The sequence below is a fragment of the Vitreoscilla filiformis genome, from assembly GCF_002222655.1.
In the GTDB taxonomy this organism is placed as follows: domain Bacteria; phylum Pseudomonadota; class Gammaproteobacteria; order Burkholderiales; family Burkholderiaceae_C; genus Ideonella; species Ideonella filiformis.
In genome coordinates this window covers 690227-715305 of sequence record NZ_CP022423.1, presented here as the reverse complement: position 1 = coordinate 715305, position 25079 = coordinate 690227, and the positions used below count along the sequence as shown (strand labels likewise).

The following is a 25079-nucleotide window of genomic DNA, read 5'->3' as shown; positions in this document are numbered from 1 at the left end:
TGCGGCCATGTGATCTCCTCAATTTAAGCGTCCACGTCGCCACGCAGCGACAGTTCAAATTGATCCGGTGTGTCATACGCTGCGCCCGGATTGATCGTGCGAACGACCCAAATCGGTGCCATCGCACCGATGGTGTTGATCCGCAGGATCGCGCCCACCGACCACCCACCGCCGCCCCAGCCAGCCGCTGGAATGTGCATATAGGGCGCCCCAGATGGCCCGAGCGGCTCGAAGTCCTGGCCGGTGTTACCCACGGCCACGACACCCACATGCTCGCCAATCAGCTCGTAGCTCGTCGTCGTGGTGAACCGGGCAATCCAGCGCTCCGTGATGCCCCCCCGGTTTGTGATCAGGATGGGATGGTCGGCGTTGTTGTAGGCCGCCAGGGTGCTTGAACCCGGTTCGGGGCTGTCAGACCACGCGCCGAACCAACTCGATTGGTCAAACACGCGCTCCACGCGGGCAAACAGATCCCCGAGCACCAGCGCCGTCGAGACGTAACTTCCAGGCGCCGAGTAGTCGTGGGTGATGGGCCGAGACAGCCCGATCTCCCCATTGATCTGCACGTCGCGGATCATCGCCATGTCTTCCACGCGCCCTTCGATTCGCACGGGCTGGGCGTAGGCCGAAACGTCGCTGAAGGTTGCCGTCCCAGCGTCCAAATCGGTGGTGTAGCCGGTGCTGATCACCGCACCGTTGGCCCCCACCACGCGCAATCGAGACAGCCGCTCGCGCCCAGCAAACACCGTCTGCCCATTGGCCACGGTGGCCGTGACGGCTGTTTTGGCACCGACCACAACGAACCCACCCGCTCTGAAAATCGGCACCCGCCCGTCACTTGGAAGCCGCACGGGATCCATGCCCAGGATGCTGGCATCGAGCGGCAGGTAGCTGTAGGCCACCGCGCTGTAGCGCAGCGTGGTCATGACGATCGGATCGGGCCGCCAGATGCGCCCATCCGACTCCACCCGGCTGGCCGAATACCACGGCTGGGATTCATTTCCCGCCGCCGTGACCATCGCCCCGAACCGCACCCGCACCAGCCCGGTCTCGTAATCCACGCTGCCCGCCACGCCGGTGCCACTGATCACGCCATCCACCCCCGCCGTGACCGATTTGGGGCCCCCGGTCGTGCGCGTCCACTGGATCGACAGCGATCCCGGTCGCAAGGGCGCCGAGGAAGCCCTGAACACAAACTCGCTGGACAGCGCATTGCCCAAGGTGGTGACGCACGACACCCGGCTGAGTGCATTGGTCGCCCCCGTGGCCCAGGACGACAGGGCAATGACGCCCGTGGTGTAGTCGATGGTGCCCCGCGTCAGCCAGCCAGACGCCACGGTGTTTTCGCGCAGCACACCCGTGCCACTGTCCCCCCACGGCTGCGATCCGGGGATCGTCAGCACCACCGTGCCAGGCACCACTGGCGCCACAACGCCCGGCACCAGTTGCACCTTCGGGGTGAACGTCACCGTCTCGGTGCGGGTGCTCGTCGAGCCGGGCGAGTTGTACCGCAGGGTCACCGCCCCGGATTCATCGGCTGGGTAAATGGACGGCGCATCCACATACTCCAGCCCGGTATAGGTCAAGCGCCAGCGGTATAAATCGTCGTCCAATGCGGCGCTGTATTTCGGCCTCGGTAATTTGATCGTGACATCTGGATTCCAGGTAATCGCTCCCGTCGCATACGTCACTGTGCCAATTTGCACACCTTCCCGCATGATTTTTCCGCCGCCGTCGTCCCGCGCATATTGCGTCGGATCGACCCACGTCGAAACGCCCATTTCGGTCAACTGGCCCAGGGTATAGGTGCCCAGCACAGCAGTGTCTGTGACGGTGTTCCACTCAACCTCCAAGCTCCCCGGCGTGATGGCCGCCGAAGCTGTCACCGCCAGCCGCCCATCGCCCTGCCGCGACGGATGTGCAAATGCGTCGGACGTCTTGGGGCCGGCCACATAGCCGATCGTCAACTGCGCCCCTACGGCGGGCAGGGTCGCGGGCGCGAACGCCTCGATCACCCCCTGCGCCACGCGCACCGTGCCCGTGGCATGGCCGGACAGCACCCCATCCGCGCCAGCGGTGGCGCTCTTGGACACGCCCGCTTGCAGCCAAGACACCGTCACTGAGCCCGGCTGTACCGATGTTCCAGCCGGCGGCGCCAACGCGATCGTCTGCGTCGCCTTGAGCGTCACAGCGGTGGGGTGCCGGGTCTCTTGCGTCGGTGCGCCCCAGCTCAGGATGACCGAACTACCCACATCCGGCAGCACACCCAGCGTCAGGATGTAGCCGCCCGTCGCGGGGTTGAACGTGCCGGCGCCGTAGCTGGCATCGCTGCCCTTGAGCGCGCCGGTGCCATCGTCCGACAGCACATACCACCGCCCGCCCGCGCGGTAGCTGGCCGAGAGCGTGCCGGGCTGGGGCTGAGGATCGATCACCCCCACGTAGGACTGACTGCGGGACGCCGCCGTGATCTCGATTTCGGCGCTCTGCGGAACCCGCAGCACCTGCGCTGCGGGGGTGTAGGTGATGACCTTGCTGGCCGAGTAGTCCCCTGCGGCGGATGTCAGCAGCCCGTTGGCGTAGTCGATGGTGCCCACATCGGCCCCGGCTGATCGCAACATCCCGCCAGCGTCGGTGATCGTGACACCGGCCACTTGGATCGACAGTGATCCTGGAAGGCACCCTCCCGGCAGAGCCAGCTTGGTGGTGGGTGTCCACGCATGGGTGGCGGTGTAGGTGACACTGCCCGCGCCCGGGATCGGCAGCCCAGCAGCCGCATAGGGCGGCATGACCGACAGCGGCGCCTCGGTCTGGGCGCTGGGCACCAGTTGCGAGTAGATCGACTCTGCCTTGATCTTCATCGCCCCCATGCTGACCGACTCGGCCAGGGGCGACACCCCAGCGTAGGTGCCCGCATCGGCCACCACGGTATCGCGCACCGCAGCAGCGGTGCTGAGGCGGGCGAACGTCTCGGAGGCGGGGCTGCCGGGGCAATCGAACCGCAGGGCATCGCTCAGGAAAACGGACACGATAGCCGCTTGGTACTCCGACCCATCGCCGGCGGTGAAGGTGCGGGTGACGCTGGACACCGTGATGGCGCGGATGTACTGCTCCACCTGCGTGGACAGGCCCTCGTCTTTGACCAACACCAACGTCTGCCCCACCGTGGGCGGGGCCTCGGACGGACGTTGAAACAGTTGCACCACACGTTGCCCGGTGATGTGGCCCTCGTACAGATACCCCGGCCACAGCGGCCCCTTGTTGAGGTACGCCTCCACGCGTGATTGCGCCTCCGACCGCGTGTCGAACGTCGCGTCGCGGGCAAACAGCGTGACGGCCGTATTGGCGTCCGTGGGTGGCTGCGCCACGATCACGTTGGAGCCGAAGTAGGTGTCGGTGTCGTCAGAGCGGATCGCCACAAACGTTTTGCGCAGATTGACCCGCCCCCCTGCACGATCCAACTCTGAAATATCCGGGAACAGCGCGTTTTCAGCATCGCTGATCACCGTCCCCGTGGGAGCACCGCCGCCTTCGGCCACATCAGCCATGACCGCCGATGCCAGCAATACCACGTCGCCTGAGAGGATGGGCATGTGGTGTCTCTCCTTTAAATGACCATGAGCTTGGCCGTCACGACATACATGTCGCCAGCCTGCTGATCGTCGTAAAACGTATAGGGATCGGCCGTGATCGCCGGGGCGTCGTGGTGGCGCCAGATCACCTCGCGCACCCCGTCCGGGGTGGTCAGCGTCATGACCTGGCCGGGCTCTGCGGCCCATCCGCGCAGCGTCTGCACGTCGGTCAGGCTGACCAGCCCGGCGCCCTGCTCGACACCTTGCAGGGTCACCGGTCGGCCCGCTTCGGCGGGCGCGCTGGCCGATTGCACGATCAGCGCCCCGGTCAATGACCGCTCGACGGTCTGCCCCACAGGGCTCCAACTGTGCTCATCGCTCCAGGCACAGCCCGAGCCGAACACCACCACCAGGCCATTGGCACTCAACTGGATCATGCTCAACCTCCTCCTACTCGTGCGGCGTCAGATTCGAGGCGGCGCAGCATCGCCACCAGGGCCTGAGCGTCATCCTGCGAGGCCATCTCCACGGCCTCTTCGCGGCCCCGATTGATCGTGATGGCCACGGCGTACACCGTGCGCGATGTGGTGGGCGCAGCAGATGGCGCAGGCGCAGGCGCCGCCACCTGGCCCGACGCTGCGGGCGCTGGTGCGGGGGCCGCAGCGGCAGCGGCACGCCGGGCCATTTCGCCGCCGTGGCCGTCCTTGCCGTAGAGGTACTGACTGGCGGCAGTTTGCAGGGCTGACGACAGCGTCCCCCCCCCGGCCCGCCGTACTTCCGTTGGCCGGGGTTGTTCATGTAGGGGACGTTGCCGCTTGCATCCACAAACTCGCGGGCGATCTGCTGCGCCGCTTCGTCGTCCAAGCCATAGCCCTTGAGGTCATTGATCACGCTCATCAGCGTGTTGCCGCCAGCGGTGGTGCCGTCTCCGGTGCGCTTGCGGTAATCGTCATCGAACAGTGACTTCACTTCACCGTTGCGTTTCTCCACAGCACTGTTTTTCACCACAGCGACCACTGCTGAGGCGGTTTTCTCAGCTTCTTCACGGGTCTTCCGCATTGCCTCAGTCGCGGCATCAGCAGCGGCGGGAATGGCCGACAGCGACTTGACCACAGCGTGCCCCGCCTCATCCACTGCAACACCCATCCCCTGCGCCGCAGCCTGCGCCCGCAGTTCAGCGGTGACCACACCACCATTGGCAGCGATGGCCGCCGACGCATATTTCTCAAACGCAGCTTGCTTGTCTCGTGCTGCTGTGGTGCCCGCATCGCGGATGATTTGGTAATCCCGCTTGGCCGCATCCGCCATCATCGTGAGCCGATCGACGCTCGTGATCCCCAGGCGCTCAAACGCCCCTTCAACCACCTTGGCCGCTGCGGCACTCTCTTTCGTGGCTGCTGTCGTCCCTTGCAGCGCCGCTGTCAACTGCCGCTGAATTTCCGCCGCCCGCTGCCATTCGCCCGCGTCCACAGCCTTTTCGTACTCGGCCCGCAACGTGGCCACCTTTTCGCGCGCCGCCTCCGCCGCCGCTTGTTGGGCCTGCGATCCAGTCTTGGCTGCTTCGCCCGCCGCACTGGCCGCTGCACCCGCAGCGCTTGCCGCCGAGCTGGTGGCCTCCACCGCCGCCTTCACATCAGCCTGCGCCTGCACCACCTTCGGTGCCTGGGCCGCAGCCTGCGTCTGCGATTGCGTCAGACCATCCCAACCCGATTGGGCACTCTCAGCCGCTGTGGCAGCGTCATCCATTGCCTGGCGGGCCTTGGCCATGAATGCATCCGTGGCCGCCCCAGAGGCCGCTGCACTGACGCGCACCTCGTCGGCCGCCAGTTTGTACCGGGCACTGACTTCGCCAAATGTCACCTTGGACATCATGTCCAGGTACAACGCGTACCAGGCCTGCGCCGACTGAACCAAGCTGGAGAACCCCGCACCCAGCACATACACGCCCGCCAGTACTGTGTTGCCCCCGGCGCTCATCACCCCATACGCGGTCTGCACCACGTTGCCGGCGTTCTTGGCTTTGGCGCCGAGGTCGTCCAGAGTCACCGATAGGTTGGTGGCAAACGTCTGCAACTGCACCGACACGGCCTCAAAATCCACCGCGCCTACAAACCGGGTGCCCCACTCAATGGCCGCCTTGAACGCAGCAGCCAAGGCATCCCCGAACTTCCCCACCGTCCCATTACTGACCGCCGCAGACAGCGCCGCAGCCAGTTGGTTCACACCGTCTTTCAGGATGGGCAGCGTCGGTGTGCCCAGGGCATTCATCACCGTTTCCCACGCGCTGCTCAACCCACCCAGCGCCCCGCGCAGGTTGTCGCCCATCACAGCAGCCGTCTCGGCGGCGCTGCCTTTGGCATTTTTGAGCTTCCCCGTCAGCTCATCCAGTGCCCCGATGCCCTGATTCAACAGTGACCGCAGCGCCGGCCCCGCCTCCGTCCCAACCGCCAAGATGGCGCGCTCACCCACGGCGCCCTTGGTGCCCAACTGGCGCAGCGCCTCGCCGAAGTCGTTGGTGATGATCCCGATCGTGCCCAGCTCCGTGCGGAACTTGCTGGCCGGGTCGCTGAACTGGCTCAGGATCGCATTCAGTGCCGTGCCCGCCCGGCTGGCATCGATCCCCGCATCGGCGAACTTGCCAATGATGGCGACGGTCTGTTCCAGGCTCAGACCCACCGACTTGGCAATGGGGGCTGTGTAGCTCAGCGCCTCAGCCAACCCCGTCACACTGGTGTTGCTGGCGTTGGCGCCTTTGGCCAGTACATCAGCCACGCGGCCCGCATCGCCAAACGCCAGCCCCATCCCCATCACCGCCTTGGTGATGAACTCGGCGGCTTGACCCAGATCCACGCCACCCGCTTGCGCCAACTGCAACGTGGCAGGCAGGGCCTGCATTGCCTGATCGGCGCTCAGCCCCGCACGGGTCAGGTTACCCAGCGCTGTGGCCGCTTCAGTTGCCGAGTATTTGGTGGTTGCACCCGCATCCTCAGCCGCTTTGCGCAGGGCCTGCATTTCCTGGGCGCTGGCACCCGATACCGCCTTGACCTCGGAGAGTTTGGCCTCCAAATCGGCCGCGCTGCTCACCGCGCCGGCAAACAGCTTGCTCGTAAAGTACGTGGTGACTGCTGCCGCCACCGCCGTCACTTTCGCGCCAATGCCACTCAGGCCGGACATCACACCGTCAGCCAGGAGGCGCAGTCTCAGGATGATGTCAATGGGGCCTGCCATGCAGCGTCCTTTTTGCCGAACCGTTCGGCATTCCTCCGCACGGTGCGGAGTAAAAACAAAGCTAAGTTATTGATTTATATAGGCAGTCACACCGCACGGTGCGGTATCACTGCCCAGAATGCCGAACCGTTCGGCATCACACCTGGGCGCGCAGGCTGTAGAACGCGCTGAGGCCTTGGCCCTTCGTTGTGTCGGCCAGCAGTTCGGCTTTGAGCTTCAGGCTTTGCAGCTTTTCGCCCATCAGTGCAATCTTGTCGGTCGGCGGCACGTACAAGCGATGGAAGTCAGCCGTCACCAACTTGTTGCCATCGTTCTCGTTTTCGCCGACGTAAAAGCACTCCAGCTCGGCATCCAAGCGCGTGCAGGCCTGGTAGTTGATGTACGCGGCCTTGGTGTAACTGACCTTGATGGCCTCCCCATCGGCAATGCTGCCGCCTTCCAAGGGGATCAGGCCACCCGGCACCAGCTTGTAGTCCGTCCCTTCAATGCACGCAGCATTGGATGCATCCTTGACACCGGTGATCGCCGACGCGACATGGTTCAACCGCACCATGCCGCCCACATACGCAACATGGGCCTCATCGACCACCGGGGCGGTGTCCACGATGGCGCTTTCCGGCGCCCCCAACGCCAGCGCCCAGTTCCGCTTGTCCCAACGCCACAGCTCCAGCTCCACCTTGACGTCTTTCACGCGGGAGAGGATTTGATCCTTGCCACCGCCTGTGCGGCCGTAGTTCGGTACGTCCTGGGTGTCCAGGCTGTGGGTAATTTCCGCCTTGCCATTCAGCAAAGGGAAGAAGGCGCCCGTGGTACCCACCGCGCGGGCGTACAGACTGCCAACCAGGAGCAATGATTTCGAGTTCATGGGAAGCCTTTCTCAGCGAATCAAACTGAAAACTGAGTTGAAAACAGCAGCGGAAACATCACGGTGCCATCTTGGAAATACTTCGGTGTGGGGGCACCAGGCGCCCATGCCAGATTGCGGCTTGTGCCAGGCACACGCCATCCGTGCAGGCATTGGACAATTTGCGGCAGCAACGGCCCCACCTTTTCACCACCTCGGTCAGCGGTATTGCGCCCGGTTTTATCGACCAGGAACACCAGCCATTGCTGCCTGACCACAGACACGTCCGAATACCCATCCCCCCCGCCGTCTGGGGATTGGTCATGCAGCATCACCAAAGCCGCAGGAACTTGGCGCGTCCTGGTGGCTGTCGGTTCGATTTCATCCACCATCAAACTCTCACGCAGCGCAGGGACACTCGCAGCCAGCCGCGCCGCCATGGCACGTCCTACAAAAAGGAAGTCCGCCGCCCATGCCGAGTTGTTCGGGGCGCCCATCAATAACCCCGTTTGAAGTTGCGCCCGTCAGAAACCACGGCTGGCAAATTGCTGCTGGTATCCACCAGCGGCGCACCCACTGCATCGACACCCAATTGCAATTCACCTCGGCGGATGAAACCCAGGTTCTTTTGCGCCGTGTCGTAGCGGGTTTTGATGTGCTCGGGCGGCGTGCCCAGGTGCAAATAGAAATACGCCAGATCCTGCGCGATGTAGCGCAGCAGCACCGGCACCGATGAGAGTGGCAGCGTGTAGCGCCCCATCAGCACCGCATCCACCTCCGAATTGGCCCGGTCGCAAGCGCGTTGGGCCACAGCGGTATCCACAGCGTGGGTGCGGGGCGTGGCGCGGTCGGTGAGGTCGATCATCTCGTCCTCGCCAAACTCGGCCAACAAATCCGCTGGGGTGATGTAGCTCATGGGGCGGGCTCCCTTCGGCTGCGCTCAGGGAGCGCGGTTACTTGCTGCCCTTGGCGGGCTTGGCCGGCGCGGGATCTTCAGCGGGCGGTGCGGCACCAGCAGCCGATGCAGCAGCGGGGGATTCAGCCGGGGCTTTGGCAGCATCGGGCACCTCGATTTCCATCGTGGTGTCCACCACCACCAAACCCTTGCCGGCTTCATCGCGCAGGGCGGCCAGTTGCGCTTCGGTGAATTCACCCACCGGCACCTTTTGGGTGCCCGGCCCCCAGAAACGACCGGCGCGGCGAAAACCCTTTTCAGACGTGGCCGCAATCGCCAGCGCCTGCACTTGCTTGATACCCATGACGTGGTTTCCTTGATGTTCAGTAAAGGCCGGCTCAGGACAGCCAGGGGCAAACCACCACCTTGGCGGTGTCCCGCATGGTGTTGCTCTGGCCGTTGGCCAGACGCTCGGCGGTGAGGATGTCCAGCGCTTGGCGCTCCAGCGAGGGAGGCACCAGCAACACGGAGGGGCGCACCACCAGGGGTTTCCCGGCGTCACTGCGCACATTCATCATTGCGGCGCGGCTGGCGGCGTAGTTGCTCACGTCCAGCGTCTGGCGGCTGGCACGGGCCAGTTGCCACAGGCCAAAACCCACATTCACCCGTGCATCAGCGCCCCAAACGAACTCGTTCATTTCGAAAACGCGCTCGCTGTTGATGTTGGTGATCGCGTTGAAGGCGTAGTCCCGGCGCTTTTGAAACACGAGCGGCTTGATGTAGCGCGAGGTGTCCAGCAAATACCACGCCGTGCCCGAGCCGCCGTCGTAGTTCGAGAAACTGGACTGGTTGCCGGCCAAACCCACCGGGTGATCGGTGTCGAAAAAGTACTGGCCATCAAAACACTTGGTGTCGAACCCAGATTGCAGCAGGCCAAACAGCAGTTCATCCGGGTGCAGCGCAGCATCTTGGCCGAGCTGGCGCGACACCGGGGCGTAAACACCGTGCTGGTCATCTTCGATGGCCGTGCGCTTGACCTTGAACGAGTTTTCAAACTCCTTGTTTTTGATCGTGTAGCCGTGCTCTTCCAGGCTTTGGTACTGCCGGGAACCCAGCCATTCCCGGAAACTCGTGGTCGAGCCCAGCCAGGCGTATTCCTCTTCGGCTGTGGTGCTGGGCACCGGGGTGGCGAACTGCAAACCCATCGCCGGGGCAGCGCCCAGGCCTTCGGCAAACGCCGCGCTGTAGCCCACGTTGAGCGTGCGCAGGTTGTGGGTGGTGACTTGCATGGTGCGTGTGTCCTTGAGACTGTTGGTTGCGTGGCTTCAGTGCTGCATCAGCACTCGTCGCCGCCCCAGAAGATCCAGACGGTGCCGTCGTCGTCCACATCCCAGATCTGGCCGCCCGTGGTGCTGCGGGTGGAGCTGCCCGAGGTCAGGGCCACGGTCTGGTCATCCACGATGTAGGGCGTCATGCCGATGTGGGCGCGGGTGATCTGGTCGGTGCTGGTGCTGTTCTTGAACGGCCAGCAGCCCGCCGACACCTCGGCCTTCACATCGCCATTGGCACCGGTGGAGTTGTCCACGCGGCGGGTGATGACGCCCACGCCGCGCAGCGTGGTGCTGGTGCTGCCCTTGACGAGGTAGCCGCTGGCATTTATGGCGGCCAGCGCGCCGGCGTACAGCAACATGCTGGCGCCGACGGGGAACACACGCGGGCCACAGCCCTTCGTGCGGACGTTGCGATCAGAGGTGAGAGCAGTCATGGGTGCGCCTCGGTGCGGTCAGGAGGGTGGGTCAGGCGTTGGCCGCAGCCATCGCCACTTTTTGCTTCTTGTAGGCCTCGGGGGTGAGACCCATCGCGCGGCACACGCCCAGCTCGGTCGCATTCAGCTCAGCATTGGGGTCGCCCGGCGGCGGGCTCTTGCCGCCGTTCTGGCCATCCAGCAGCGGGGCGTTCATCGCAGGCTGGGCCTCCACCATCGCGCGCAGTTGGGCGATGTCCGTCTTGCCCAGCTTTTCCAGCGCGGCGCGCATGGCCGGTACGAACTTGGTGGGGATGGCAGCGGCCAGCAGTTCATCCAGCTCCCGCTGTTGGGCGCTTGCCTTGAGCGTGGCCAGCTCGCTCTGGGTCGTGGCCAACATGCCGCGCAGGGCCTCCATGCCGGCGGCATCGCCCGTGCCGCCATTCAGCTTGGTCTTGAGCGCCGCCAGCGGGGCGGTGATGTCGCCTTCGGTTGGCAGGCCCAGGTCGGTCTTGAGCTGGGTCAGCGCCGTCTTGAGCGCAGCGGCAGCAGTGGCCGTGGCGGCGTCTTGCTCGGCTTTGGCTTTCAGGGTGGTGATGTGGCTGTGCATCTGCTCGGCCGTGGCCTGGGGCAGGTTGAACAGGGCTTGCAGCAGCTTGAGCAAATCCATGTCGGTGGGCTCCTGGGGGTGGAGCTGGGCGCGCAGGCGTGCCTCAACGGCAGCCATGCCCAGCAGTGCGGGGTAATTGGTGAGGGCGGCCATCTCCAGGCCCACCACGTCGCCGGTGGCCGGGTCGTAGCGCAGCACGGGGCTGATGTAGAGGTACTCGCGCGCTGCGATGTACCCCTTGGCGGCCTCCGTCCAGTCAGTGGTGGCCCACAGGCCTTGCCTATCGCGCCAGGCGAAGGCCTTCATCCAGCCCGCAGCAGGGGCCGGCTTGCCGTTTTCCTCGGCTTGGAGGGTTTGGTGTTCGTAGTCGATTACCAGCGGCGTCTTGGCCGCCGTGGCGTTCAGCTTGGCAGCCAGGGCGCGGCCCTGAGCGTCGGTGAGCTTCCAGGTCTTGCCTGGGCCTGGCCTGCCGTCACGCGCAGCAAACTCGCCAAACGGCAGCACCTGCACCTGGGAGGTATCAGCACTGCCCGACAGGGCCAGGGTGGAGGAGAGGAGGGCGAGCAAGTAGCGCATGGCCACATGCTCGGGCCAGCGCCTGAAAGCTCATATCTCAGGTTGGATTGGTAAATGAGGCCGCAAGCCAGTGCGCCACCTCATCCGAAATAGCGTCCCGATCTACCGGCGCCAGCTCACCCTGCTCCGGGTCAGCAGTGAACAACCCACGTCGCGGCATGCGGTGGGTGCCGTATTCGTGCAACAGGGGGATGCTCCACTCACCGCCCAGTGGCCCCGTCTTTCCGCCGTGTGACCGACGGGACATGAGCACCTCCAGCGTCGGTGCGGTCTTGTCGCGGTTATCCACTTGAGACGCCAACGAGTCCCGCATCGTCCCCGTGCGTTCCAGCAAAGTGCCCTGGCTGCGGCCCTTATCTTCAGCGTCGTACCGCTTCTGCGTAGCGGGGGACAACCCCGTCCACGCACTGCCGTCTGGCGCTTGCTTGGTGCTGAACCGCTCTCGGATGCGCCCTTCCCAGTCTGCTCCGATGTTTTCCAACATCGGTTGGAGGTTGTCCAGTCGCTGAACCGCTTGGCGCAACAGCGCCAGCAGCCGCTCTTCACCAATCAAATCCCCGACCAATCCGGCGTCGTTGCTCATTTTTTAACCTTGAACAACCGCTCCGCTACATCCACCGGTACGCCCCCGTCAATCGCACGGGCGCGGTTTGCCGCCATCAACTCCTCATCGACCTCAGCGGGGCCGCCGTCGAGGATGGAGTGGTGCAGCGCCGCATTGGTCGGCCTACCTCCCACCATTTGGTACATGGCATCACCGCGAGGCCGCAGGGCATCGCCTGCAAACGGGTCAAAGTCACTTGGTAGAGGCATGGACATAACTCCAGAAGTGGCGCATCGCCAGCGCATCATCAAAGGGCAGCATGCCCTCCCAGGCGCTGCCCATCAGCAGAGCCTTCATGAGTGTGACACCCCCCGGCATGTGGGCGTATTCCGGCACACCCGCCAGGATGACATTCAGCGCAGGCGTGTCCACTGACAGCAGGTCGCGCACCCAGCGATTGTCGTCTTGCAGCGCGTCAAACGCGCTCTGGAAGTCGGCCAGCTCTTGGCGCGCCACAGCAGGCAGCGTCTGCTGTGCCAACAGGGCCAGCGGATCAACCCCTCGTGAATAGGCAAACGTGCCCGTCTTGGGCACGGGGGCGAACCCGTAGCGTGCCCAGGCGTAGCCGCCCACGTCCAGGTTGGCAATCAACTCGATGCGCCGCATCCCCATGCGCTGGTACTCGGGCACCAACGCCGACATCAACCGCTTGACAACACCTGCGCCTTGCATGGCCTCGGGCAGTTCCAGCAAATCCAGCCGGGCCGTGCCCGTGTTGAAGTCGAACGTCTGCGTGAGCATCGTGGCTGTCCCGCCTGGCATTGGCACGTTGTGCCCGCGCACCGTCACACCCGGCCCATTGCGCTCTTTCATCACCACCATCCACGATGCGTTTTCCCCACCCATCACAGGTGGTGGCAATTGATCTGTGCCAGTGATGGCGCGCACCAGGGCCTGCGGATCCAGTCGCCCGTCTGTGAGGGCATGCAGTTGGGCAGGGGTGATTTCGTAGGGCTCCAGCCGCGCATCCTTCAGCCCCTGAGCAAACTGGTGCGGCGTCAGTGGCGTGCTGAGCTGAGGCGCCAAGTCGGGCATGGCGCGCACGATGTCAGCCAATACCACCTGCGCCACCTGGGGAGGCAACAGTGGCGCCGTGGCTTTGATGGCATCCACCAGCCCCTTGTCCCGCATCCCAGCCCTGCCAGGGTTGTAGGCAAAGTTCGGGTGCACGCCGATGGGCACTTGCATCACCTCGCCTGTGCCGGGGTGGATGTACTCGATGTCGGGCTCAGCCGGCGCAGTCCGCTTGATCGTTTGCCCGGCATCCTGGCGCCTTTGCAACTCTTTTTCGTCGAGTGAAAACGCCTGGCAGCGGCAGCGGTAGCGGCACGGTGGGTAGTGTGTGTTCCACCATGGGTCGTCCAACGGCAGGCAGACCCCGTCATACAACGCATGCTGGGCACTCACCCGCCCATCGTGCATCGTCTGGTACAGCCCCAGGGGCTTGCGGGCCTTCTGCTGTTCCATGCGCTGCCAGCGCGCCGCCGCATGGGTCATGCGGGTGTTGGTGTCGAGGATGAGGTTCAGGCGACGGTCATCAAACCGCGTCGTGCGAACCTCCCCCGTTTCAGGGTCGGTGATCTCGATGTCACCCCACCATCCCTTGGCCACCAGCTCGCCCCGCATGGCCTCGCGGAACCATTTGTCGCCCCGCCCCTCCTGGATGGCCTGGTCGAGCGTGCCCTGGAACAAGTTCAGGATGTCCAGCCGCGCTACGCCAGCCACGGCCACGCCGCGCGCGTGTTCGTCCTGGAACACATCCTGCCATCGGAACGACGGCAGCAGATCGCCGCGCTCTGCAAACACACGCACGGCATCGCGGGGTGTCATCTGGCCCAGGTTCAGCATGGGCATGTCACACCCCCGGTTGGGTCAGATTGACATCCGCTGCTCCCAACACAGCGCCCTTCTGCCCCGCACGAGCAATGGCCTCACCCAGGGGACGTGTATCCATGCGCGCAGCCATTTGCGCCATACGTGCCCGCAAGCTCTCCAACGATTCGCCCGATGCCGCCGCTTTGTCAATCTCATCCAGCAGCGGCTGCACCAGCGGCGCCATGAGCGGCTTCCAGTGCGTCAGCTCGGCCTCGATCACATCATCCAGCACATCATGCGGCCCATGGGCTGGGGTGGGCGGCAGGGCACCGCGTGCGGCAGCGGCCTTGGGGGCCGGGGCAGGCGCCGGCTGCGGGGGCGGAACGAGCAACGGTGCGGGGGCGGGAGCACCCAACACCGCCTGACCTTCCGCCGCCATCGGAATTTTGAGCCGATCGTGCGCCCACGACACGGCAATGCGCATTCCCCCGGCGGCCAGCTTCGGCAGGTTTTCGGCAAACGTCTTCAGGTCTTCGGCCTGGTCGGTGAGCCACTTCCAGCGCGGGGCGCGGCGTGGGTCAACACCGGGTTTGTTGAGCGCGACCATCGGCCAGAGCAACTGCTGGGTCAGCGTGGTGGCGAGCTGGGCCAGATCGGCATCGCGGATGTCCATGCGCACCTCGTTGTGCACATTGCCCAGCGCCTGGGTGCCGTGCTGGCCCTCGCCACTGGTGAGCGTTTGCCCCACGATCACTTTACTTTGCACCGCGTCCATGCGCTGCGCCATCGACAGGTAGGGCCCCTCGGTGCCCTCAGCCCCCTTGATGAGATCGATCTTCATGCCAGCAGGCATGATCCCCGCCGCATTGCGCCCCAGGCTCACCACAGCCTGCATCAGGCGGCTTTTCTCCGTGTCGCTCGCACCCACCGGAAAGGTGCCGATGCGCATGGGAATACCCAGAATTTCCAAAATCTCCATCAGGTCGGTGTCACTGGCCCATTTGAAAAGATGCGGCCAGGCCAGCACCCGCACCAGCCCGTCACGGGTCATGTAGCCGTTCAAGCTGCGGTGACGGTGCAGCAGCCAACAACCCGGCAGCAACGGTTGGCCGTAGGCGCTGGAACCATCGCGCAGGTTCCAGCGGGTGCCGCGCTCGTCCGGGCACAGCCAGCGCGTGGGACGCGCTTCAAAGCTGACGGGCAGCAGCGCCCCGCCTTGCATCTCCCAGCGGATTTCCTGGGCTGAAACACTCTTCAAAACGGCATCCATCGCCGCTTTCTTGATCTGCGCCAGCGGCAGCTCCTCCACCCATTCAGCCACTTCCTCGGCCAACGCTTTCTCGGCAGCGCTGGCGTTGGGTGGCGGGGCGATCTGGTGCGGCGTGGCCACCACCACGGCAGCGCGCTTGTCCAGCTCGGCATAAACGTGGCCATCGCGCTCCAGCATGTCGTCGGCCAGGTCGAGCTGGGCCATTGGCTGACCCTGCTCGGCGTCTTGCAGGATGCTGGCCAGTCGTGCTGGGGTCAGCCCTTTGGCCGGGTGGGTGGCCCAGTCGCGCTGCAACATCGCCACGCGGGCGGTCTGCTGCTCTTGCATCGGAGCCACCTCAAACGGGCGGCCGTGCTGATCAACGATGGTGCTGGCAGGCATGGTCAGGCTTTCGCGGTTTTAAGCCCATTGGCAGGGCTGGTGCCTCCAACCCCCTGCCGCGCGCCTGACAACGGCCTGTAAACGTTTATAAACAGTTTAGGCGGGCTATTGCGGCGCACGATTGGGATGCGGCGGCGGGTGTTGTGGAGGGAGCGGGCTAAATCCGCTCTCGGTCAAGATCAAAGGCGTGCCAGTCGTCTTCATTGCCTGGGCCATCGCGGCGGCGCTCTTCGGGCTGTTCTGCCCAGGCGCTAGCGGTAGCCGGCAGCGGGATGAAGTCGATCTCGCCCACCTCGCGGGCAAAGGCGTACACCAGCAGCAGCAGCGCAATGGCAAAGTCGCCGTGACGCTTTTGGCCCTTGCCACCGCCTTCGGCCGCAGCGGCGCGGGCGCCGGCGCTTTGCATCGTTTCCTCGGGCAACACGGGCACGCCGCGTTTGTCCAGCGCGAAGCTGCGCAGGTCATCGCGCAGGTGCTCATCGCGGGGGATGCCGTCCAGCGTCCCATCCTCCAGGCCCGCTTTGAGCTTAGGCATGTTGGCCAGGTAGAACTGGGCGGTGAACTTCACACCCTCCACCAACATGGCGCCGTAACGCTGCGCAGCGGCCTCGGCGTGCTCCGAGCCGTTGCCCGAGGCATCCAGCGCCGCACCGCGCCAGCGCGGCAGGTGGTCGATGATGTGCCAGAGGATTTGCCGTTGCACCGAAAACGGCGCGTTGCCCAGCTCCAGCACCAGGCGCACGCGCTTGATGAGGTCGGCGCCCTCTTCACCCACCGCGATGACGCTCAAGTGACCACTGCGCGCAAAGTCTTGCCCCAGGGCATGGGGGCGTTGCGGATTCAGGCGGCGTAGGTGCGGGGTGACAAACTCGGCCAGCCAGCCGGCCACTGCGTGGGTGCGCACATCCTCGGGGAGGAAGGCAAACCCATCGCCCCAGCGTTTGCGGATGATCACCGGGCCGGTGGGCGCAGCGGGCCACGGTGCGGTCATGCGCTGGCTGATGAGTTCCAGACTGAGGTAGCGGCTGCCGCTGTTGCTGGGGATCACGTCCAGCTCCTCGGCGGCGCCATCGCCGTACAGCTTGCGGGCTCCATCGGCCCACGCCTTTTCGGCCTCTGGGGTGTAGGTCAGGCCTTTGCGCAGGCACACGCGCTTGTATAGGCCCGCTTCCACTGCCTCGTCAAACGTGACGCGGTGGACATTGGCTTGTGTGGGGGGCCCACGCTTGCCCGCGCGGATGTCTTGGATCAACTCGTTGAACGGGTTATCTGCCCCGTCATGCGTGCTGATGATGCGCACCTTATCGCCCCACAACAGCATGGCCAGCGCGGCTTTGAGCAGTGCGGCCAGGTCGGGGGCAAATGCGGCCTCATCGATGACGATCACGCCCTGCTTACCGCGTAGGTTGTTGGGGCGGCTGGACAGCGCCACGATGCGCCGCCCGGTGGCCGGGAAGCTCACCTCATAGGTTTTGATCAGTCGCTGCTGGCCGGAAGTGGGGTCTTTGCCGTCGTCAAAGATGCCCTCGCCGATTTGGCTGGCCACATAGCTGAACGCCTTGGCCCACATGGCCACGGCTTCGATGTACTCCCGCGCCATGTCGTGGTTGGCGGAGATGTAAAACACGTTGCTCCCCCCCTCGCTGGCAGCAATCAGCACGTTGTCGGCCGCTTCTGCCCAGGTCATCCCCGTGCGGCGGCTTTTCTCCATGACCTTGAGCTGCGCCGAGTCTTCCAGCCAGCGCTGCTGGTAGGCCAGCAGCACGGGTGGTGGGGCATCATCAGCGGCGCCGGGGGCGAGCAGGGACAGCGGGGCGGGGATCTGGGCGGGATGGGTCATGCTGCAAATCTCGGTCAACACACACCGGGAGGTAAAAGCCGTACTCGTCGTCGTAATCTTCCGGCGGCAAGAACTTCATGGCGTGGCCTTTGGTGCATGGGTTGTAGGTGTCGGGGCACTCTTTGCGCGGCATGGGGTGCTGGTCGTACCACGTCACAAAGTGAGTGCATTCATGGCACCAATGCTCCGGCTTGTTCGTCGGTTGTTCATTGGCGCGCCGGGCAAGCTCCTCGATCAACTGCTGGGTCGAGTACTCCCTCAAGTTCCAGGCGTCGCCGCTCATGGATGCCTCACGCCCCAGCCGTCTTGGCCGGCACTTTGGTGATGCCCAGGATGCGGGCGCGGATCTCGTTTTGCTGCTCCGGCGTCAGCCCACCGGTCTTGGTGATCTTGGCCACGGCATCGGCGGCGGCCTTGGCGCGCTCTTCAACCTCCTGCCGCCAGCGGGCCTGCGCTACCCGTGCACGGCTTGTGCGCGTGAGCGTCAACGCCGCTTTGTCCAACAGCTTGAGCCGGGCCGCTGGGTCTTTCTCGGCTTCGCTTTCGCGCACAACCATCAACGTTTCAAAGACATCGGTTTGCACCAGTGCCAACGCAGCCTCTGAGCGCGTGTCCTCGTCATCACGGGCCGTCTCTGCAATCAGCCGGGTGGCTTCGGTGGCGGCCTTGATGGCCTCGGCAGCTCGCTTGATCCGGGCGCTTTCATCCCCCACTGTGCTGCGGCCGATGCTCATGCTGATGCCGGCCTGCTTGAGCATATCGCGCAGCTCATCGGTCACGCCGGTGATGTCGCCAAAGGCGCGATCCACCAGCGTCTGGTGCAGCCACTTGCGGATGTCACCGGGCAGCTTGGCAATCTTCCCCACGGGCGGCATGGCTCACGCCCCCGGCATTGGTGCGGCCACGCCGGGCACTTTGGCCCGGCCTTCGGCCACATCCAGCCCGCGCTGGGTGAGTGTCGCCACCAGCACGCCCTGGGGCTGCTCGGTGGTGGCCAGGCCTTGCTCAGCCAGCCATGCCAGATCGGTGGCCACGGCATCGGCGCTGACGGTGTGTCCCACCGCGTCACAGTAACGGCGCAGCAGCAGCGCGTTGGCGCGGTACTGAGAGGCCGCAGCCAGGGCGCGCAGCAGCACCAGGCGGCGGTCTTCGGTTTGCACTTGGGCGTAGGGTTTCATGGCGATTCAGCCCCGGTTGGTCAAGAGGTAGGTCTCGATGCGGGCCAGCACCTGACCATTACGGTCAGTCGCCTGGCGCAGGGCATCCACGTCACCGCGCACCTCGGCCACATCCCCCTTGGTCGCTAGGTTGACCAGCTTGGTCTCAACCACCACCACACGTTCCACGAGGGTGCGGTGTTCTTTGTCGGCGGCCACATGCTGTTCGGCGTGGCGGGTTTCAAAGGCGGCCAGCGCACCGAGCGCTTGTTCGCCCGGTTTGCGCAGCCACACCGCCGCCGCAGTGGCCAGGCTGACCAGCGTAGAGCCGGCACTGAGCCAAAAGCTCGGGTTGCTGAAATCATCCATGCGTCGCTCTCTGGGGGCTGTGGTGGTGTGAAGGGGCAGGCCCATGGTTCACCCTCCCGCAGGGGGGGTATTGGCCTGCTGGATGGCGGGGCGGCGGAATGTGATGCCGCTGGCCGTGGCGCAGCGCAGCAGCGCATTGGCGCCGGCCAAAGCCGCCAGCACTGTGGCGTAACTGGATGGGGACAGCAGGTCGTGCAGCAGCCCGAGGTTGGGCTCGATGACCTGCATCAGTTCAGCCGTTCCGGCCAAGGCAACCACCACACCATTGAGCAGCATGGTGCGCGATTGCATCCACCATTTGGGAGGCTCAGCGGCCACCTCCACCGACGCGGGCAGCTCCTGTGTCGGCGTCATCACCTGAGCCAACGCTGCGCGCAGAGCGGCCTTGTCCTGGTCGGGCATATTCATGCGCTCCAGGGCACTGGCCAGCGGATCGGGCAGGTGTTTTTCTGGTGGAGTGGCGGCGGTATTCATAGCGGCCCATTTTGGTGGAGGCCGCTAGATGGTTGTTACTCAGATAGGTTTGATAGTTTTATTGCCTATCTTTGAATCCACCCAGCCCGCCCGGCGGGGATGCGAGTCTAATCATTTATTCGTGTCGCCCGTAGTTTTTTGATGTCAAACTCTTTCCAGCGACTACGCATTGCAATATCTTCAATTTTCACTATCTCTAAAATTAATACAAAAACGCTTCGCATAAATTCCGGCTGCCTCTGCCTTTCTTTCCACAACACCTCAATAACACTGTCATGAATTTTTACCGTGGTAATTTCCATGGCGATCTGCATAATATGCGATAGCTGAGGGTTTATTTCATGATTTTGGTTTAATTTATCACAAAAATATTGTGCAAGCGCTTGTAATTTATTTGGCCGCTCCCCCAGAGCCTCTAACGTTTCGGCAGCCGGAAATCGTACGTACATCAATTCACCATTAGTTCCTCCCCATAAAATTTCACCCAAAGGGCCTGCTGGAAACATACGTCTTCTATTCCTAACTTTTTCTCCTCTCACCCCTTTCATATAAGCATCAATTGTGGCATCTCGCCCGCGACTTGCAATACCACAAACACACTGATCAATTAGAGTGCTTTTGGTGTATGGGCGCTTACATGGATCTAGTGCTCGTGCAAAGTGCTGCGTCACAAGAGTTTTTTCGAATGTGCTCATTTTATTTTTCAGATACTTTCGCCCGCCGCCGTATAGGCGTCGGAGCTGTATGGCTTATTACCACATTGCTACTCCCTTGGATGACATGGCCACCGTTAGATTGCCCGCTCATACCGCCTGATGGAACTCCTGCAATAAAAGCCTTGACGCTCAATCGTCCCCTTGCATCCAGCGCCCTATAACCCTCAAGCAGTTCTGCTTCACCATCACGCAGAACAGGGCCGGCAACAGATGGCGTTCCTCGCCTCCCTGTCAGCACATAGAGCACATCGACACCAAGCTCCGCTGCTGCGATGAGGTACGCACCGCCTGGCAGGTTGTCATCGTTCTCAAAGTTGAACTGCGCCTTCTTTGACACCCCACAAGCCTCATAAAACGCTACTTGAGACATCCCAAGGCGTTTTCGCTCTTCGATCAAACGACTTCCAACACTCATCAAAAAAATCCTTGCATAGGGTAGTTAACTACCCCACAATCACACCAACGCCGCACAACGCACACCCAGCGAAGCGGGTTAGCCCTTAGGAGAGAACGCATGCACAAGACACTTTCCCTCTATGCCGCCAAGGTGGTGCTGAGGTACTTGCGGTTACGCGGCCAGGTGGCGGCGTGGGCCAAACACACCGTCAACGGGCCGGCGCCCCTTTACGTGCCAATTTCGACTTCAGAGCGGGAGAAAGCACGTCAAGAACGCCAGCAAGTTGTTGCAGCCGCTCTTGCCACTCTGGCTCGCCCGGCTGGGTCTCAGCCAGTTGGCGAGTCTCCTGAACCAACTGGCCGACGCTGATCACCCCTTCTGCCCCCAGCAGACGAACTAGCAGCGTCAACACACCTTGTAGCGCTGCATGGTCGGTTTCCAGATCACGAATCTGGGCCTGCATCGCATCCAGCGCAGTCACCAGCGCCCGCCGGTCGGCTTCTGTAAAAACGTTTTCCATCTTTCTCCCTTTCGACACAACACCACTTCACACCATTTTGCACCCATGAGCACCGCCACCAAAACCACCCAATGGCTCAAGCCGCCCCAGGCGGCGCGCGCCGAATTTGAGGCCAAGGGCGTCTCCATTTCCGCCTGGGCTGCTGAGCACAAAGTCAGCCGTAGCTTGGTTTACGAAATCCTGGCAGGACGCAAGCCCTGCCACCGGGGCCAAAGCCACCGCATTGCCGTGTTGCTGGGTATGAAGGCCGGCGAGCTGACGCGCAGCGTGTGTGCCGTCAACGCCCCGGCCTACCAACGCCCTGCCACGGCGTCGGGCCGCCAAGCCACGACGTAGCCGCGCCGCTGGCGCCCTGGAAGCCGCGCCTAACCCCCTGATTTATTCGTTATTTTTGGAGCCAATGCCATGAACGACCTCTCCATCCTCAACACCGCGATCCGCCGCGATAGCGCCGGGCGCTACTGCCTGAACGACTTGCACAAGGCGGCAGGCAACAACAACCGGCATCGCCCTTCGCTGTGGCTGGCGAACAAGGCGACGAAAGCACAGCTTGCTGTGCTGGAAAGTGAAGCCCGAATTCCTGCTTTACGTGCAGAAGATGTTTCGCAAGGTGATACCCAAATTTCGGGTGTCACTTTCCAAAGTAAAGCAGGAATTCCTGCTTTACCCATCAGCGACCAACGAGGTGGGCAATACGAGTCACGCGGCACGTTTGTGTGCAAAGAGCTGGTCTACAGCTACGCCATGTGGATCAGCCCCGAGTTCTTCCTCAAGGTGGTGCGCGCCTACGACGCCCTGATGACCGGCAACTACGTCAAGCCACTGACGCAAGCCGAGAAGTATTGGTTCAGCCGCCGCCCGCACTGGCAAGACGTGCGCCGCCTGGTGTTCGACGGCCACACCTACGCCCAGGTGGGGCAGATGCTCAAACGCAGCGCCACCAGCGTGGGCTACGCCATCCGCCGAATGATCGCTGTGGGCCTCATCAACCCGGTGGAGTTCATCCGCCTGCGCTACTTCCCTGAAACCGCCGAGCGCCTGATTGCCGGTAACAAGCAGATGTGCCTGAATTGGGGAGTGGCGCAATGACCCACCCCACCGAACCGATCAACGTCTACAGCGTGCTGTGGCGCGCTCGTGTCAATCGCGTGGACGAACCCCTGGCCCGCACCTTGTGGGCCTTCGCCGAACTGAACGAGAACTTCAGTGCCGAAACCGTCCGGCTGATCCTGCGCCAACGCGCAGCGGCTCAACTGAACGTGCCCGGCTGGGCCCTGCAACTGAGCGACGTGCAAGACGCCCGTGCCATGCACACCCGCCGCGCAGGTGACGGCACAGCGTGGCTGTCTCCCACCCGCTGCTGGCTGGAAGTCGGTACACCCGGCACCCCTTGGGAATTCATCAGCCCGGATCGCGCCCTGTTGTGCTTCACCTCCAACGTGACGCACCAGATGTTCACCGAGCTGCTGCACGACGTGGGGAGGGACGACGCATGAGCCCCGTCTCTGCCTCCTCCGCTCGCATGCCCACCTCGGTGGATAAAACCCTGCGTGCCCTGCAAGCCCTGGCCGGCCACGAAGTGCATGGCCTCTCTCCCGCCGACCTGGCCGAGCGCCTGAAGGTGGCGCCGAGCTGGATCAGCCAAGTGATGCCGGCCCTCGAAGCCGAGCACTGGGTCGAGCGCATCCCTGACACCGGCCGCTGGCGCCTGGGTGTGGCCCCGGTACGCATCGGCCTGACCGCAGCGCAACACCTGCAACGCGCTCGCACCGAGCTGGACAGCCTGACCAGCCGTTACCTGGGGAGCGCGCAATGATGGCCGTCCCTCATCACCCCATGACCCCGACCAGCCGCGCCGCGCTGGTGGTGCTGGCCACCATGGCCTCGGGCGCCAGCCTGACGATGGCCGCTCTGGCGGCCGTCGAACGCGGCAGCACCGCGACGGACAAGGGCCTGCACGTCGTCACCGCTGCGGTGTTGGCCCTGGGCTGCAACCTGCTGCCTGGGCTGGCCCTGCGAGGTTGGCGCATGGCGTGGCTGGTCGCGGGCCTGTGTCTGGTGGCCACGCTCTACAACCAGGCGCACTGGTACGCCAGCGCCGGACACCGGGCGGGCGATGCTCGGGCCACGGCAGAGGTAACGCTCAGCCAATCCGCCCAAGTGGCCCGCGACGAACTGGCCTCATTGGCTGGCACGCCGACCCTGGCTCAGGCGGGCGACGCGCTGGCCAAGGCGCAAGCCAAGGCCGAGCGTGCCCAAGCGGCCCAACGCTTGTGTGACAGCACCACGCCTGGCCGCTGCACCGCTGCTGCCACGGGGGCCAGTGCCGCAGTGGCCCACCTGCGAGCGGCTGAGCAGACGGCGCAACAAGCCCAGCGCGTGGGCGAGCTGCGCCGCCAACTCGCAGCCGACGCCCAAACCGCTGACACGCAACGCCAGCGGGCAGCCACCGACCCGGTGGACGCCCGACTGGCCGAGCTGACGGGGTGGAGCCCCGCCGTCATCGGGTTGGGTGGCTCGCTGCTGCAAGGCGCGCTGCTCGAAGGTGTTGCCGCCCTGCTGTGGGCGGTGGCACTGGCAAGCCCTGCGGCTGCCCCGTCCCGCAATCCCCACGTCTCGACTGATACCCATCCACATCTGCAAGGAGCGCACCGTGAGCACACCCGCATTCCCTCTGCCATCCGGCAGCGTTTCGCCAACGCCTGGCGGCATGTGCGCCAAGCCGTTGGGAGAGATTCCTCTGGGCGCCGCGCAGTTGGCGTTCATCAGCCTGGAGATGTCCAACCGAGTCCCACGGGCCGATCAGCGGTTGGAGTTGAGTCTGTCCACGCTGCTGTGTTTGGCGCTGTCTCACCGGGCGGTGGAGGTGTTTGGCAAGGAGCAGGTGCATTGCCTGGATGTGATGGCGGGCATCACGGTGTTCGCCAACCGCCTGGCCGAGACAGCACTGGAGGGCATGGCCACCACCCTGCGCCTGTTCGACGACGGGGCCGGGAGCGGCGGGGACTCCTTTCTTGAGGCCATGCGCGGCATGCAGCCGCCTTCCGCTCCCCCTTCAACCACTCCCACCCTTGATTGAAAGACCCTGCGATGAGCCGCACCCCTACCCCCCGCAGTGAAACCCGCCTGGTTGAACTCGCCCCCGGCGCCCTGGATGCCGACCGCGCCGCCGCCGACACGCTGGCCGCGTTGCAAGCCGGCACCAGTGCAGAACGTGACTTGCTGAACCAGCTTCTTGGGCAAGCCCAGATGGCGGATGCCATTGCCAAATTTAGCCGAACGGTTCGGCTGACTAAGCTGGCATTCGTCCGAGAAAACAAGCTTTATCAACAACTTGCGGGGAAGCAAATGCCGAACGGTTCGGCATTACGCGGAACTTGGGAGGAGTTTTGCGAGTTGTTGGGTTATTCCAAAGACAAGGTCGATCTCGACTTGCAAAACCTGCAAAGCTTTGGCGAAGAGGCTCTGGAAAGCATGTCCCGCATGGGCATCGGCTACCGGGACATGAAGCAGTACCGCCGCCTGCCCGAAGACGCCAAGACCCTGCTGATCGAGACAGCCAAGACGGGTGACAAAGCCGCCTTCCTCGACCTGGCCGAAGAACTGGTGGAACGACACGCCAAGCAAAAGGCGGATCTCGAAGCCAAGCTGGACGACGCCACGAAGACCCTGCAAGCCAAGGACGCCGTGCTGGCCCAGGTGAGCACCGACCTGAACGCCGCCAAAGAAAAGCTGGCCCGCCCCTGGACGCCCAACCCCGAACTGGGCACCCGCAGCGCCACCGAAGACGCCGCCCTGGAAGAGCTGGCCAAGGCCGCCGACGCCAGCGCCCAAAGCGCCCGCCGCCTGGGCGTGGTGGTGGCTGACATCTGCGCCAACCAGACCAACCAAGCCCTGCGCACCAAAGCCCTGCAAGCCCTGACCTACGTGGTGGTCACGCTGCGCGAAGTGGTGATTGAACACGGCCTGGAAGTGGAAGTGAGCGACGACGCCCTGGGCACCCGCCCCGCCTGGATGAACGCCGCCTGGCAGCAACCCAGTGATGACACCACCGCGTGAGGAGAACCACG

At 64.0% G+C, this 25079-nt stretch carries 29 protein-coding genes; 6 read left to right on the top strand and 23 right to left on the bottom strand.

What is annotated here, in order from left to right; translation table 11 throughout:
* Positions 1-23: 23 nt before the first annotated feature.
* The 23 genes from VITFI_RS03355 to VITFI_RS03250 all read right to left on the bottom strand — a co-directional run bounded on the left by VITFI_RS03355 (position 24) and on the right by VITFI_RS03250 (position 21009).
* Positions 24-3590, bottom strand: a complete 3567-nt coding sequence (locus VITFI_RS03355; protein ID WP_089415336.1) for a hypothetical protein — start codon at positions 3588-3590, stop codon at positions 24-26.
* A gap of 14 nt (positions 3591-3604) precedes the next feature.
* Positions 3605-4006 carry a hypothetical protein gene (locus tag VITFI_RS03350; RefSeq protein ID WP_089415337.1) on the bottom strand — a complete coding sequence of 134 codons (402 nt, stop codon included), beginning with the start codon at positions 4004-4006 and terminating at the stop codon, positions 3605-3607.
* 13 nt (positions 4007-4019) lie between these two features.
* Positions 4020-6797, bottom strand: a complete 2778-nt coding sequence (locus VITFI_RS03345) for a phage tail tape measure protein (protein ID WP_089415338.1) — start codon at positions 6795-6797, stop codon at positions 4020-4022.
* A 136-nt stretch (positions 6798-6933) separates the two neighbouring features.
* A complete protein-coding gene (locus VITFI_RS03340; RefSeq protein ID WP_089415339.1) occupies positions 6934-7662 on the bottom strand; it encodes a phage tail tube protein in 729 nt (242 codons plus the stop codon).
* A gap of 20 nt (positions 7663-7682) precedes the next feature.
* Complete coding sequence (locus VITFI_RS03335; RefSeq protein ID WP_089415340.1) at positions 7683-8138, bottom strand: phage tail terminator protein; 456 nt, start codon at positions 8136-8138, stop codon at positions 7683-7685.
* Complete coding sequence (locus tag VITFI_RS03330; RefSeq protein WP_089415341.1) at positions 8138-8557, bottom strand: gp436 family protein; 420 nt, start codon at positions 8555-8557, stop codon at positions 8138-8140. The genes VITFI_RS03335 and VITFI_RS03330 overlap by 1 nt, the downstream gene beginning before the upstream one ends.
* A 37-nt stretch (positions 8558-8594) precedes the next feature.
* Positions 8595-8900 (bottom strand): hypothetical protein, encoded by a 306-nt coding sequence (locus VITFI_RS03325; protein ID WP_089415342.1) that lies wholly within the window; start codon positions 8898-8900, stop codon positions 8595-8597.
* A gap of 34 nt (positions 8901-8934) precedes the next feature.
* Positions 8935-9825, bottom strand: coding sequence for a Mu-like prophage major head subunit gpT family protein (locus VITFI_RS03320; RefSeq protein ID WP_089415343.1), 891 nt, complete (start codon positions 9823-9825; stop codon positions 8935-8937).
* 47 nt (positions 9826-9872) lie between these two features.
* Positions 9873-10301, bottom strand: a complete 429-nt coding sequence (locus tag VITFI_RS03315; RefSeq protein ID WP_089415344.1) for a hypothetical protein — start codon at positions 10299-10301, stop codon at positions 9873-9875.
* A gap of 31 nt (positions 10302-10332) precedes the next feature.
* On the bottom strand, positions 10333-11466 hold the full coding sequence (locus tag VITFI_RS03310; protein WP_089415345.1) for a phage protease: 1134 nt from the start codon (positions 11464-11466) through the stop codon (positions 10333-10335).
* 37 nt (positions 11467-11503) lie between these two features.
* Positions 11504-12049, bottom strand: coding sequence for a phage virion morphogenesis protein (locus VITFI_RS03305; protein ID WP_089415346.1), 546 nt, complete (start codon positions 12047-12049; stop codon positions 11504-11506).
* Positions 12046-12279 carry a hypothetical protein gene (locus VITFI_RS03300; RefSeq protein WP_089415347.1) on the bottom strand — a complete coding sequence of 78 codons (234 nt, stop codon included), beginning with the start codon at positions 12277-12279 and terminating at the stop codon, positions 12046-12048. Before VITFI_RS03300 ends, VITFI_RS03305 begins: the two co-directional genes overlap by 4 nt.
* Complete coding sequence (locus tag VITFI_RS03295; RefSeq protein ID WP_089415348.1) at positions 12263-13924, bottom strand: phage minor head protein; 1662 nt, start codon at positions 13922-13924, stop codon at positions 12263-12265. Before VITFI_RS03295 ends, VITFI_RS03300 begins: the two co-directional genes overlap by 17 nt.
* A gap of 1 nt (position 13925) precedes the next feature.
* On the bottom strand, positions 13926-15536 hold the full coding sequence (locus VITFI_RS03290; protein ID WP_089415349.1) for a DUF935 domain-containing protein: 1611 nt from the start codon (positions 15534-15536) through the stop codon (positions 13926-13928).
* A 157-nt stretch (positions 15537-15693) separates the two neighbouring features.
* Positions 15694-17376 carry a terminase large subunit domain-containing protein gene (locus VITFI_RS03285; RefSeq protein ID WP_198301547.1) on the bottom strand — a complete coding sequence of 561 codons (1683 nt, stop codon included), beginning with the start codon at positions 17374-17376 and terminating at the stop codon, positions 15694-15696.
* Positions 17318-17659 carry a hypothetical protein gene (locus tag VITFI_RS03280; protein ID WP_089415350.1) on the bottom strand — a complete coding sequence of 114 codons (342 nt, stop codon included), beginning with the start codon at positions 17657-17659 and terminating at the stop codon, positions 17318-17320. Before VITFI_RS03280 ends, VITFI_RS03285 begins: the two co-directional genes overlap by 59 nt.
* A gap of 7 nt (positions 17660-17666) precedes the next feature.
* A complete protein-coding gene (locus tag VITFI_RS03275) occupies positions 17667-18251 on the bottom strand; it encodes a phage protein Gp27 family protein (RefSeq protein ID WP_089415351.1) in 585 nt (194 codons plus the stop codon).
* Positions 18252-18254: 3 nt separating this feature from the next.
* Complete coding sequence (locus tag VITFI_RS03270; RefSeq protein ID WP_198301548.1) at positions 18255-18554, bottom strand: VpaChn25_0724 family phage protein; 300 nt, start codon at positions 18552-18554, stop codon at positions 18255-18257.
* A 6-nt stretch (positions 18555-18560) separates the two neighbouring features.
* Complete coding sequence (locus tag VITFI_RS03265; RefSeq protein ID WP_089415353.1) at positions 18561-18902, bottom strand: hypothetical protein; 342 nt, start codon at positions 18900-18902, stop codon at positions 18561-18563.
* Positions 18903-18950: 48 nt separating this feature from the next.
* Positions 18951-19376 (bottom strand): hypothetical protein, encoded by a 426-nt coding sequence (locus VITFI_RS03260; RefSeq protein WP_157725497.1) that lies wholly within the window; start codon positions 19374-19376, stop codon positions 18951-18953.
* 107 nt (positions 19377-19483) lie between these two features.
* Positions 19484-20071, bottom strand: coding sequence for a hypothetical protein (locus VITFI_RS17805; protein ID WP_157725498.1), 588 nt, complete (start codon positions 20069-20071; stop codon positions 19484-19486).
* 1 nt (position 20072) lies between these two features.
* Entirely contained in the window at positions 20073-20507 is a 435-nt protein-coding gene (locus tag VITFI_RS17800) for a helix-turn-helix domain-containing protein (protein ID WP_157725499.1), read from the bottom strand.
* Positions 20508-20697: 190 nt separating this feature from the next.
* The gene (locus tag VITFI_RS03250) at positions 20698-21009 is read right to left on the bottom strand and encodes a hypothetical protein (protein WP_089415356.1); all 312 of its coding nucleotides are present in this window, start codon (positions 21007-21009) and stop codon (positions 20698-20700) included.
* Between the two features lie 45 nt (positions 21010-21054).
* Between VITFI_RS03250 and VITFI_RS03245 the strand changes: the two genes are divergently transcribed.
* From VITFI_RS03245 to VITFI_RS03220, 6 genes are all read left to right on the top strand, one after another.
* Positions 21055-21345 (top strand): DNA-binding protein, encoded by a 291-nt coding sequence (locus VITFI_RS03245; protein WP_089415357.1) that lies wholly within the window; start codon positions 21055-21057, stop codon positions 21343-21345.
* A gap of 69 nt (positions 21346-21414) precedes the next feature.
* A complete protein-coding gene (locus VITFI_RS03240; RefSeq protein WP_089415358.1) occupies positions 21415-22098 on the top strand; it encodes a KilA-N domain-containing protein in 684 nt (227 codons plus the stop codon).
* Positions 22095-22505, top strand: a complete 411-nt coding sequence (locus VITFI_RS03235) for a hypothetical protein (protein ID WP_089415359.1) — start codon at positions 22095-22097, stop codon at positions 22503-22505. Before VITFI_RS03240 ends, VITFI_RS03235 begins: the two co-directional genes overlap by 4 nt.
* On the top strand, positions 22502-22825 hold the full coding sequence (locus VITFI_RS03230) for an IclR family transcriptional regulator (protein ID WP_198301549.1): 324 nt from the start codon (positions 22502-22504) through the stop codon (positions 22823-22825). The genes VITFI_RS03235 and VITFI_RS03230 overlap by 4 nt, the downstream gene beginning before the upstream one ends.
* Entirely contained in the window at positions 22822-24027 is a 1206-nt protein-coding gene (locus VITFI_RS03225; protein WP_157725500.1) for a hypothetical protein, read from the top strand. The genes VITFI_RS03230 and VITFI_RS03225 overlap by 4 nt, the downstream gene beginning before the upstream one ends.
* Positions 24028-24099: 72 nt before the next feature.
* Positions 24100-25068 (top strand): hypothetical protein, encoded by a 969-nt coding sequence (locus tag VITFI_RS03220; protein WP_089415362.1) that lies wholly within the window; start codon positions 24100-24102, stop codon positions 25066-25068.
* Positions 25069-25079: the final 11 nt, after the last annotated feature.